The sequence below is a fragment of the Faecalibacterium taiwanense genome, assembly GCF_036632915.2.
Taxonomy (GTDB): Bacteria; Bacillota; Clostridia; order Oscillospirales; family Ruminococcaceae; genus Faecalibacterium; species Faecalibacterium taiwanense.
This window is the reverse complement of the sequence record NZ_CP155552.1, coordinates 1,995,991-2,007,641: the sequence shown is the minus strand read 5'-3', so window position 1 is coordinate 2,007,641 and position 11,651 is coordinate 1,995,991. Positions and strand designations below refer to the sequence as shown.

11 protein-coding genes are annotated in these 11,651 nt (G+C 56.5%); 6 read left to right on the top strand and 5 right to left on the bottom strand.

All coding sequences use genetic code 11. The features are described from left to right. Positions 1-48: 48 nt before the first annotated feature. Entirely contained in the window at positions 49-276 is a 228-nt protein-coding gene (locus tag PXT33_RS09945) for a hypothetical protein (RefSeq protein ID WP_015565651.1), read from the bottom strand. A 446-nt stretch (positions 277-722) separates the two neighbouring features. Then, positions 723-1,211, bottom strand: coding sequence for a sigma-70 family RNA polymerase sigma factor (locus tag PXT33_RS09940; RefSeq protein ID WP_117529633.1), 489 nt, complete (start codon positions 1,209-1,211; stop codon positions 723-725). A 724-nt stretch (positions 1,212-1,935) separates the two neighbouring features. Here PXT33_RS09940 and PXT33_RS09935 point away from each other — a divergent pair. From PXT33_RS09935 to PXT33_RS09910, 6 genes are all read left to right on the top strand, one after another. Continuing rightward, on the top strand, positions 1,936-2,595 hold the full coding sequence (locus PXT33_RS09935) for a GHKL domain-containing protein (protein ID WP_332376449.1): 660 nt from the start codon (positions 1,936-1,938) through the stop codon (positions 2,593-2,595). Between the two features lie 611 nt (positions 2,596-3,206). Beyond that, entirely contained in the window at positions 3,207-3,866 is a 660-nt protein-coding gene (locus tag PXT33_RS09930; RefSeq protein ID WP_005945726.1) for an amino acid ABC transporter permease, read from the top strand. Beyond that, positions 3,847-4,521, top strand: a complete 675-nt coding sequence (locus PXT33_RS09925; protein ID WP_005945729.1) for an amino acid ABC transporter permease — start codon at positions 3,847-3,849, stop codon at positions 4,519-4,521. Before PXT33_RS09930 ends, PXT33_RS09925 begins: the two co-directional genes overlap by 20 nt. A 6-nt stretch (positions 4,522-4,527) precedes the next feature. Continuing rightward, positions 4,528-5,277 carry an amino acid ABC transporter ATP-binding protein gene (locus tag PXT33_RS09920; RefSeq protein ID WP_005945732.1) on the top strand — a complete coding sequence of 250 codons (750 nt, stop codon included), beginning with the start codon at positions 4,528-4,530 and terminating at the stop codon, positions 5,275-5,277. Positions 5,278-5,349: 72 nt separating this feature from the next. Then, positions 5,350-6,336, top strand: coding sequence for a substrate-binding domain-containing protein (locus tag PXT33_RS09915; protein ID WP_154260449.1), 987 nt, complete (start codon positions 5,350-5,352; stop codon positions 6,334-6,336). Positions 6,337-6,471: 135 nt separating this feature from the next. Then, positions 6,472-7,755 (top strand): amidohydrolase family protein, encoded by a 1,284-nt coding sequence (locus PXT33_RS09910; RefSeq protein WP_332376448.1) that lies wholly within the window; start codon positions 6,472-6,474, stop codon positions 7,753-7,755. A 47-nt stretch (positions 7,756-7,802) separates the two neighbouring features. Here the strand turns inward: PXT33_RS09910 and PXT33_RS09905 are convergent, their stop codons facing one another. The 3 genes from PXT33_RS09905 to PXT33_RS09895 all read right to left on the bottom strand — a co-directional run bounded on the left by PXT33_RS09905 (position 7,803) and on the right by PXT33_RS09895 (position 11,538). Further along, entirely contained in the window at positions 7,803-8,555 is a 753-nt protein-coding gene (locus PXT33_RS09905; RefSeq protein WP_097777578.1) for a hypothetical protein, read from the bottom strand. 308 nt (positions 8,556-8,863) lie between these two features. Then, positions 8,864-10,618, bottom strand: coding sequence for a hypothetical protein (locus tag PXT33_RS09900; protein ID WP_332376447.1), 1,755 nt, complete (start codon positions 10,616-10,618; stop codon positions 8,864-8,866). Beyond that, positions 10,618-11,538: an AAA family ATPase gene (locus PXT33_RS09895; RefSeq protein ID WP_207699006.1), complete on the bottom strand. Its 921-nt coding sequence runs from the start codon at positions 11,536-11,538 to the stop codon at positions 10,618-10,620. The genes PXT33_RS09900 and PXT33_RS09895 overlap by 1 nt, the downstream gene beginning before the upstream one ends. Positions 11,539-11,651 lie beyond the last annotated feature (113 nt).

Here is an 11,651-nt window from a genome sequence, read left to right as displayed (position 1 = left end):
TAATGGGGTGTGTTATCACCTCCCCGGTGACAAAGTGCAGTGCCGGACTTACCGGTGCATAACAACATAGTCATGCCCACGGTTGGTCTGGCAGACCGTGCAGGTGTCCATGCTCTTGTCAGGGCTGGGCACGAGCGCAATTTTGAAAGCCTTAGCTTCCACGAAGTGCCGGAGGCAGGTCGCGCAGAGGGTTCGGATGGATTTGACCATTTCCGGGGTCAGCTCCATTTCCTCGTAGATCTCCTGCTCCCGCACGGTAGGATTCAATTCAACCATAGAGATGTCCTCCTATGTCGGGTAGTTGTTTTGCGGATAGATATGGATAAGTAAAAGTAACAGGAGTTGTCGGAGACCGAAAACGGCATCCGACCGCTCCTGCTTTATTGCAAACCAACGTGTTATTTGTTGGGGAATCGTGTTGGGATTGCAGATCACTGCTCTGCCGATTTGGCAGTGCGATGAAAATATGAATAAAGTTCTCTCATATTCGCCCTCGGCTCCCTGAGAGTGGGGAATCATCTGGCGGCGGGCTTGTACCGCTCCATTGGCATTTCAGCCACCCCGCCTAACGCTGACCGGGCTGCGTTGAACAGAAGTATCATTATCTTGAAGTACCAGATGATTGAACTATTCAGCTTTCAAGGTCCGTGAGTGTGGACATATCACCAGCGGCGAGAGCCGTCTGGTGAATTGTCCCCTCACTTACGAGCCATCGAGAAGCCTCAATCTACACCTAAAAATCCAAACTTCTTCAAAAATTTAGTAATTTTCAAGATTCGCTTGCTAATATTTTGCTGTGCAATGCCATAAACTTTAGATAATTCTACGGTACTATATTCGTCGCGGAAATACAGCGTGATAAGCCGAAGTTCTTCATCGGAGAGTTTTTCTAACCCTTCTTGCAAACGCTTGTCTTTGATTTCGCCTACCCATGCAAACCGAGTCCGGGTCTCGTGGTAAGTATCGGTTACAGTAATTGCCTTTTCATACTGCTTAAAGTCAGAAGATTTCCTTCCCGTGTTGTCATCACCATCGTCAACGATTGCCAGTGTGTTTGCAACGTAGGAACGCTCACTATTGAGAACGCCCAAATCAAAATCATACATGGCTTGGATTGCATCTTCACTCATTCCCGCCTGTTGGTACTGCACACGCAGCCGTTCCCACTTTTTGTTCAGTTTTCGACGTTCGTTGCCGTTATTAAATTCCATTGTCGACCTCCAAATTTTCGATAATTCGTAAAAAATTGAAAATCTGGAGATTCTAGGGATACTTTGCGGCCAGTTCCAGCCACGAAAAGAGGGCAAAAAGAAACATGAAGTGTCCTTTCCGCTGGATGCGGAGGATGAGGACACCTCACTGCTGGACAGGGCACTGGCTTTTCTTTGGGCGCAAAAAAAGAGACGCATTAAAGAAAAGGGTACAGACACTGTTTTCCATCCGTAGATGGAAAGCAATATGAGTATCCTCAGCCTTTAATGCATCTCAGGCTTTCGATATATTTTTCTTCGTTACAGGTCAAAAGCGGTTTATCCGGCTAAAAAAGGACAAAAAATAAAGCCCTCGCAGCCAGACAACAAGGCTTTGCCTTGCTATCATAGCACACGAGGGTCTTACAGAAGTCACATGACGGTCTTATGAAAGTCACATGGGGCGATTTTTGAAAAAATCGGGTCACGCAGAAGTCGCATGAAGGTCACATGAAAGTCATATAGCGAAACTACGTTGTTTTATCGTTCGAGCGAAATGAGCAGTTTCTGATACTCATCTTCGGGCAGTTTCTGCTTTGCAGCCGCAAGCTCGCCCGCTGCCATCTCGTCCATGTGCTGCTTCTGGTACGAGCGAATAAGCCAATAGTAGGCTTTTGTGTTTTCCGGCGCGATGGTCAGGGCCAGTGCAGCATCCCGATGAAGCAGATCGTACGAGATGTACCGCGTGGCAAAGGAGTATGCCCGCAGCTCCCAGCTGGACCGCGAAAACCAGCTGTTGGCCGTGGAGTCCCGCCGCTATATGGAGCTGCGCAGCTATCTGGAACAGACCCGCCACCTGCGGCACGATTTCCGCCAGCACCTGCATGTGATCTCCGGCCTGACCGAGGCCGGGCGGCTGGATGAACTGAAAAGCTACCTGAGCCAGTACGAGAGCGAACTCAGCGATGCCAGACCCACCCTGTGCGTCAACGCTGCGGTGGATGCGCTTGCCGGCCACTACGACTACGAGGCCCGGAAACAGGGCATCCAGATCGAATGGAAGCTGGAACTGCCCAAGCTCCTGCCCCTGCCGGAGGCCGACCTGTGCACCATTCTTGGCAACCTGCTGGAAAATGCGCTCCATGCCAGCCAGAAGCTGCCGCCGGAAGAACGGCAGATCAAGGTGCTGGCCCGGATGCTCAGCCCGGCCATGATGGGCCTGATGGTGGAGAACCGCTATGACGGCGTGCTGAAAAAGCAGGGCGGCGTTTTGCACTCCACCAAGCATGACGGACAGGGCATCGGCCTTGTTTCCGTCGAAACTGCCGTGCACAGGTATCACGGCAATCTGACGGTGGAAACGGGCGGCAGCGTTTTCCGGGCCAATGTGCTGCTGAACCTGTAAAATATTCCTGCCCCAAGGCACCGGCTTTTTTGCACAAGCCGGTGCCTTTTGATTGCACTTTTCCCGGGAGATCATGATACTTATTTATAAAAGAAAAGGCAGAAGGGGAGCATATGGCAGCAGAAAGCAAAACCGGCTGTTTCTTAAACTTTCCTAAAAAATCTTTGTCCGGCCCGGCCCTCCCCCGACGGGAGGGCTTTTTGCTGTCCGTACGACGCATACGGTCAAGTTGAAAAATGAATAAAATTTACACATAGAATGAGATGATTTTAGGCTGAATGAGCAAAGAATCGAAAGAAGTCCCATAATCATATTGACATAATGGGTAATAGGGTGTAAACTACGTGCATCGGGTCGAGCAAATCCGAAAATTGAGATCATTCAGGGAGGAAACGGCTATGATGTGTTGTTGCGCAATGTGTTGTTGTACCGCAAACGCTTCCCGGACCGGCCGCCCTGCAGTATGGTATGCCGTGTGAGCATATCTGCATATTCTGTGTGGGAACACGCAGAAGGATCTGTCGCTGACCGCCTGGGAGCTTACTTGAAGAGGGAGCTTCCGGGCGTTTTGTTTTGACCCGCAAATCAGGATACAAGGGAGGAATCCGGCAATGGACTGGAATGCGATCCAGCAATATTTGCCGCTCTACCAGAAGGCCGCTGTACTTACCGTGCGGCTGGGCGTTGCAGGCATCATTTTTGCCATCATCATTGGCCTTGCCTGCGCAGTGATCCAGTATGACAAGGTGCCCGTTCTGCGGCAGATCGTGGGTGTTTACATCCAGCTGTCCCGCAACACACCGCTGCTGGTGCAGCTGTTCTTCATTTATTATGGCCTGCCCAAGGTGGGCATCCGCACCAATGCCGAGATCTGCGGCATTGCCGGTCTGGCGTTTCTGGGCGGCAGCTACATGGCCGAAGCGTTCCGCAGCGGTCTGGAAGCCATTGAGCCCATCCAGACCGAGAGTGCCTACAGCCTTGGCATGAACCGCTGGCAGACCATGCGCTACATCATTCTGCCGCAGGCCATGTCCACCAGTATGCCGGCTTTCATGGCAAATGTGATCTTCCTGCTCAAGGAGACCAGCGTGTTCAGCGCCATCAGCCTGATGGACCTGATGTTCACGGCAAAGGACCTGATCGGCATGTACTCCAAAACCATCGAATGTCTGTTTCTGCTGGTGGTGTTCTACCTTATCATTCTGCTGCCGGTGTCCATTGTGGGCAGCCTGATCGAAAGGAGGCTGCGCTATGCTGGATTTGGGTCTTGATGTCCTGTTCAAGGGCAAAAACATGGCCCGCCTGCTGGGCGGCCTTGGCGTTGCACTCAAGATCAGCGCCGTCTCGGTGATCATCAGCCTGCCGCTGGGCATCCTGCTGGGCGTGCTCATGACCTCCCGCAACCCCGTTATCAAGGCGGTCCTGCGGCTTTATCTGGAGTTCGTCCGCATCATGCCGCAGATGGTGCTGCTGTTCCTCGTTTACTTCGGCACCACCCGTGCCTTTGGGTGGAACCTTTCCGGCGAGACGGCATCCATCATCGTGTTTGTGCTGTGGGGCACCGCAGAAATGAGCGACCTTGTGCGCGGTGCGCTGATCGCCATTCCGAAGCACCAGTATGAGAGCGCCGAGGCCCTTGGCATGAGCCGTGCGCAGACCTACTGGTACATCATCATTCCGCAGACGGTGCGCCGCCTGATCCCGCTGTCCATCAACCTGATTACCCGCATGATCAAGACCACCAGCCTTGTGCTGATGATCGGTGTGGTGGAAGTGATCAAGGTAGCACAGCAGATCATCGAGGCCAACCGCACCGCCAGCCCCAACGCAGCGTTTGGCATTTATCTCACGGTTTTCGTGTTATATTTCTTCGTATGCTGGCCCATCAGTCTGCTGGCATCCTATCTCGAAAAGAAATGGAAGTGACCGTACATGGCAGAACCTATTTTGACTGTTGAACATCTGATCAAGGCCTATGGCGAGACCCCCGTGCTGGATGATATCAGCTTTGCTGTCAAGCCCGGCGAGGTCATCGTGGTGGTCGGCCCTTCGGGCTGCGGCAAAAGCACCCTGCTGCGCTGTCTGAATGGTCTGGAGCCCACCCAGAGCGGCCGGGTGCGGCTGGGCAATGAGACCGTTGCCTACGGCGGTAAAAATCTGACCCAGCTGCGCCAGCGCATCGGCATGGTGTTCCAGAGCTACGAGCTGTTCCCGCACATGACGGTGCTGGACAATGTGCTTCTGGCACCCACCAAGGTGCAGAAGCGCCCCAAAGCGGAAGTGCAGCAGGAGGCCGAAGCTCTGCTGGACCGTGTGGGCCTGCTTGCCAAGAAAAACAGCTACCCGCGGGAGCTTTCCGGCGGACAGAAGCAGCGCGTTGCCATCGTGCGCGCACTGTGTATGCACCCGGAGATCCTTCTGTTTGACGAAGTGACCGCTGCCCTTGATCCGGAAATGGTGCGCGAGGTGCTGGACGTTATGCTGGACCTTGCCAAGCAGGGCAAGACCATGATCATCGTCACCCACGAAATGCAGTTTGCCCGCGCCATTGCCAACCGCGTCATCTTTCTGGATGGCGGCAAGATCGTGGAAGAAGCTGCACCGGCCGAGTTCTTTGACCGGCCCAAGACCGAGCGCGCGCAACGCTTCCTGCGCACCTTCACGTTTGATGCTGTGAAATGAGTCACAGATCAAGATAAAGGCTGCGGGTGTTCCGCAGCCAAATGGGAAAGATTTTGTAAAGGAGTAATCATTATGAAACAGTCTAAGATCTCTCGTCGTTCCTTCCTGCTGGGTCTGGGCGCAGTTTCCGCTGCCGCTGTTCTGACCGCATGCGGCGGCTCTTCTTCTGCTTCCACTGCAGCATCCGGCAGCGCAGCATCCGGCAGCAGCGTGGTCTACCGCACTCTGGATCAGATCAAGGAGTCCGGCACCATCAACATCGGCGTGTTCTCCGATAAGAACCCGTTCGGCTATGTGGACGAGAACGGCGAATATCAGGGCTATGATGTCTACTTTGCACGCCGTCTGGGCGAGGATCTGGGCGTAGAGATCAACTTCGTTTCCACCGAAGCTGCCAACCGCATCGAGTACCTGCAGACCGGCAAGGCGGATGTGATCCTGGCAAACTTCACCGTGACCCCGGAGCGCGCAGAGGAAGTGGACTTTGCTCTGCCTTACATGAACGTGGCTCTGGGTGTCATTTCTCCGGACAGCAACGTTATCACCACTCTGGACAACTGGAACGCTGACGACCAGATGATCGTCATTTCCGGCACCACCGCCGAGACCTACCTGACCAAGGAGTACCCCGACATTCCGCTGCAGAAGTACGATTCCTATGCAACGGCCAAGAATGCACTGGAGAACGGCAACGGCGTGGCATGGGCCAACGATAACACCGAGGTCATTGCATTTGCAAAGCAGAACACCGGCTACACGGTCGGCATTCCCTCTCTGGGCAGCCAGGACACCATTGCTCCCGCTGTGAGCCAGGGCAACACCACCGTTCTGGATTGGCTGAACGAGGAGATCAAGGCTCTGGGCGAGGAGAACTTCTTCCACAAGGACTATGAGGAGACTCTGGTGGATACCTACGGCCTTGACTATGAGGATGAGCTGGTCGTTGAGGGCGGCGTGACCGGCGGCGCAGATGCCGCATCCAGCGAAGCTGCTTCTTCGGAAGCCGCATCTTCTGAGGCTGCTGCTTCCGAAGTAGCTTCCAGCGCAGCCGCACAGTAAATAAAAACACCGAGCGGGCAGGAGAGGGCTGAACCTTTCCTGCCCGTTTTTGCATTGCACCATCTGCCGGAACGTGCTATACTGAAATAAAACAACTTCTGTCCGAAAAAACCTGAAAAAGAGAGGATGTTCCCAATGAAACGTGCCTATACGAACGGGATCCTGCTGGATGGCACCGAGCAGATGCAGCCGGAAGCGCACAAGATCCTGCTGACCGAGGATGATAAGATCATTGCCATTGTCGATGAGGGCGTGGATCTGGACGGTTATGAGGTGATCGATCTGCACGGAGGCTATCTGTGCCCGGGCCTGATCAACCTGCATGTGCATCTGGCAGGTAACGGCAAGCCCGGCGCAAAGCCGCGGGATAATGCTGCGCTGGTGCGCAAAATTCTGAGCAATGGCCTGACCCGTGCGGTGGCCTACAGGCTGGTATGCAGCTACGCGAAGCTGGAACTGCTGGGTGGCGTGACTACCATCCGCACCGTGGGCGGCATTGCAGATTTTGACACCCGCTGCCGTGATGATGCCGCTGCAGGCAGACTGCTGGCACCGCGCATCCTTGCTGCCAACGAGGGTATTTCGGTGCCGGGCGGACATATGGCAGGCTCGGTGGCAGTTGCGGCCCATAACAATGCCGAAGCACTTGCTCAGCTCAAAAAGGCCAGCGGACAGAAGGTGGATCTTGTCAAGCTGATGATCACCGGCGGCGTGCTGGATGCCACCGAAAAGGGAACCCCCGGCGAGCTGAAGATGAAGCCGGAAATGGTCAAAGCCGTCTGCGACGAGGCCCACAAGCTGGGCTATACCGTGGCGGCACACACCGAGTCGCCAGAAGGCGTAAAGGTGGCGCTGGAAAACGGAGTGGATTCCATTGAGCACGGCGCAAAGATGGACGATGAGACCATCCGGCTTTACAAGGAGCGGGGAGCCTTTGTGTGCACCACCATCTCCCCGGCGCTGCCCTATGCGCTGTTCGATACAGCGGTTTCCGGCGCTTCGGAAAAGGACCAGTATAACGGCAAGATCGTGTTTGACGGTGTGGTGGAAAGCGCAAAGACCGCCCTTGCCAACGGCATCCCGGTGGCCTTGGGCAACGATGTAGGCTGCCCGTACATCACCCAGTACGATTTCTGGCGGGAGCTGTGCTACTTCCACAAATACTGCGGTGTAAGCAACCAGTTCGCCCTGTACACGGCCACCCTGCGCAATGCTCAGCTGGCCGGAGTAGGAGACGTAACCGGTTCCATTGAGCCGGGCAAGAGCGCAGATTTTATTGTGACAAAGCACAACCCACTGGAAGACCTGCGTGCGCTGCAGCATCTGGAACTGGTGGTCTGCCGCGGCCATGTGATCAAAAAGCCGAACCCCAAGCGGAACAAAACGGTGGATGCCCTGCTGGACCCGTACCTCGAATAATACTGAAAAAGCAAGGAGAGACGATCGGTCTTTCCTTGCTTTTTCGTTCACATGCCTGCCATCACGGCCATGATGCTTTGCCAGCTCTTGTTGCGGGCAGCGGGCACAGTGGTGCGGCGGCGTGCGGGCGCAGAGCCGGAAGAGACCGTATTCATGGCGGTCATCGGCACCGACGGATGGAAGAATACGGCTGTATCACCGGCCAGCCACTGGGCGGCAAGGCGGGCTGCCTGCGGGTCGGCCTGCAGGGTGCGGCGCTCGGCACCGGCCAGATGATCCGCCAGCCAGTAGAGGATGGCACCCAGCGGCAGGCTTGGCAGAACATCCTGACTCCAGTAGGTCCAGCGAGCACCGGCCCCTACAAAACTCTCCACGGTAATAACGGCACCGGTGCGGGCGTTCTGCGGGATGCTGCCCTGATAATTGATACCGGCGCACTGGCGAAGCTCGGCGGTGATGCGCTGGGTGCGGGCCATATCCAGCCGGTCCTCACGGCAGTAGGCGCGGAAATCGGTCTCGTCGATCAGGCCGTCGGCGCTGGAAGGGAAGCGGCCCACCAGCTGCCCATCGGCGTTGTGGCACAGCTGCCAGCCCTTGCGGAACAGCTGGAAGTTCAGGCAGCGGCGACCCATGGTGGAGTAGCACAGAATGGAGGTGCTCTCACCGGGCAGCTGCTTCAGCTCCAGGCAGGCATCGTTGCCGCAGGTGTCCTGCAGCTTTACCGTTAAAAGCAGCTGCGCACCGGGGTGCTGAGCTGACATAGCGTTGTGCATGGCATCAAAATAACGGTTGGCATCCATGATCGGTTCCCTCCTGAAACTATAACACAGCAGTTCGTTGTATAACGGATGGGCACTGCGCCAAACGACCCGGTGCACAGCAGGCGGCTTACGCAGGAATGTTTTATTGACTGAACATAGTATAGCATACTTCGCAACAAAAAACAACTATAAGTTTGCTGAAAAACAAAATATTTCCGCGCATCCTGCAACAGTGACCCGAAACATGGTTGTTGCAAGAGTGAATCAGTTGTGTTCTGTATCAAAAACAGCCCACAGACGGCAAGGCCAAAGCCTCCCATCTGTGGGCTGTTCTGGTAAAATATGGTTCAATCGCCCAGTTCACGGATCTCGTTCTGGATCAGCCGCCCGGCCGCGCGGGCCAGTTGGTCCATGCCGCGGATACGGGCCATGTTTTTGCCGTAGATCTGTGCAGCGGCACCGGCAGAGCTGTCCTCACCCATGAACACAGCCGACACCCGGATGCCCATGCGCTGCAGCGCACGCACCTGCGCGGCAGTGTCAGCCACACCGGCAGCGTCCTCGTAACCGCAGCCCAGCGGGTTTTCTGCACTGGGCGGGATGCGGCGGCTGTCGTTGGGCGAAGCGTCCGTCAGCACGATGAGCAGATGCCGCGGCGCAGGACCGGGCGCATACTGCAAAAGGTCGCCTGCGGCCCGCAGAGCAAGGCCGTCACGGTTCCAGCCGGAAGCAAAATATCGGTTGATGTTTTGCAGGTTTTTGTCTGCAAAGCCTTTGAGCACACGCAGTACGGTGTAGCCCCGCAGGCTGCTGAAGCTGGACACCCGCACCGGGATCCCGCAGGCCGCAAGGCTCTGGGCCAAAATGGATCCTTGAGCCGCGATCACTTCCTGACAGTGCAGGCGGGAAGCGGATGCGTCCAATAAAAGGTCTACCGTAAAAGAGGGCTGGTTCTCTTCCTCGGCACACAAAAACACCCGGTCATCGTTCAAAAGTGGTGCGCGCCAGATGCGCCCAGCGTTCAGGTTGCCACTGCGGGCAACACGGGCGTTGGGCTGCTGGTGCACAAGGATGCAGTTGCGGATCTGCTCGGTGAGCCGCAGCACCACACTGCGGTGCAGTTCCCGATTTTTGGCGTAATAAGCGCGGTTGCGGTCGGCCTGCAGCTCAGCCTGTTCAGCCAGATGCTTTGCTTCCGGTGTGGGAGCCTGCTCCGGGCTGGGCACACCGGCACTGAACCACAAATGGCATCCCAGGTGGTCGCCCACGCAAAGCTCCTGCTCAGCCTTGCGCAGCCGTTCCGGTGGGTAGAGAGAGCGGCCGAAGCAGCTTTCAATGTAGGCTCTGTCCTGCGCGGCATCCTGCTTCAGGGTGATGTGGGCCCGGCGCTTGTCCACCGCCAGTCCACCGCCCACAGCATCCACGGAGCTTGAGTGCTCCACGGTCACGCGGTCGGTCTTGATCATCTGGGTGGGCATGGCTTTGGTGGCAAGCTTTGCCAGCAGGCCGTCCAGATGCAGATGCAAAGCTGCTCTCTGGTGCACAGTGCCGTCGAACAGGTTGAATTTTGCGTAGATCGATAAAATTTCGGCTTTCAGCTGTTCCGGCTCCGGCACATGCTCCGGGGCTAGCGCGGCGGCAAGGCCGGACTCATAAGGGGTCATCACCGGGTCGGCACGGCCCAGCACACGCCGCCAGCGTGCGGCCTGCATGGTGTAGACCAGCTGATTTTTTGCCATCCACTCCTGACGGGAGAGCTTGTATTGAATCGCAAAAAAGTAATCTGCATGGGCATGGCGCAGCGCTTCCAGCACCGGGCGGCGGGGCAGCTCCAGCCGATAGGCTGCATTTTCCAGATACAGCCATGTCATGTCGTCCAGCATCGTCTGCCGCAGATCACCGTCCCATGCGTCAAAGACGCTGCGGATCAGCGCGTCACCGTAATATTTATGGATGAGGCCCACGACCGTGTTCATGTAAAAATCGGTGGTGCCGTCGGTATAGCGGGCCAGAAACAGCGGCTCAAAGCCATAGGCTCCTGCAGCAGCCCAGACCTGATTGGCCGCACGCCGCTCCTGCGCGGTGTAACTCTGGGCGTCCATCAGCCAAAGAGCTTGGCGGCATCCAGCTTGGCCGGAATGCGCGCTGCGATCACATCACGGATCAGGCCCTGCTCGTAGGAGTCAAAGGCCTTGTTGGTGATGCCCATATCCAGTGCCGCGCCTGCCGGGATGCCGCGCCGGATCAGCCGCAGGGCATCCAGCATACCGCGCAGATCCAGCGCCTTGGTGGAAATTTCCGCACTGTCGCACTTTTTCTGCAGGTCAAGGAACAGCAGTGCAAACTGGCGCACATACTTGGAAGCAAGATCGGGGAACTGCGTCCGCAGCAGCTTCTCCAGATCGTCCTGCGTAATGGTGGGCATCTGGATGACCACGAAACGGGAGGTGAGGGCCTCGTTCAGCTCACGGGTGCCGGCATAACCGTAGTTCATGGTGGCAATAAAGCGGGTCTCCTCCGCCAGCGGGATGCGGTCGTAGCCGGGTACATCGATGGCGCGGCGGAAGTCCAGCACCGCGTGCAGCACGGCCAGCGCTTCGTTTTTGGCCATGTTGATCTCATCCAGCACACCAAAGCCGCCGCACTGGGCGCAGCGGTATACCGGGCCGGGCCGGAACACCACCTGACCGTCCGCAAAAGTATCCATGCCGATGAGGGATGCTGCGTCCATGTTCACATGGAAGGAGATGTCCCATGCGGGACGGCCAAAGGCGGCGGCAAGGTTTTCGGCCAGCACGTTTTTGCCGGTGGCTTTTCCGCCTGCCAGCAGCAGGTTTTCGCCGCAGAGCAGCGCCGCCAGCGCCTGCTCCCACACCTGTTTGCCGTAGTAGGTAAAGGCAGGGGAAGGGATGCGCGGGCGCAGTGCGTCCGGCAGGGCATGGGCAGCGCGGTACTGTTGGACTGCTTCCAGCAGAGCGGGGTCTACCCCTTCCTGCTGCAGAGTTTCAAGGAGATCAGACATTTGTACAAACACCTCGATTTTGCCGGTTGTCTGGCACAAACCGGCTGTTCAGCTTTATCATAGCACAATCGTGGGGATTTGTGTAGGGGGCACGTGGCGAAAAAATGGCAAAG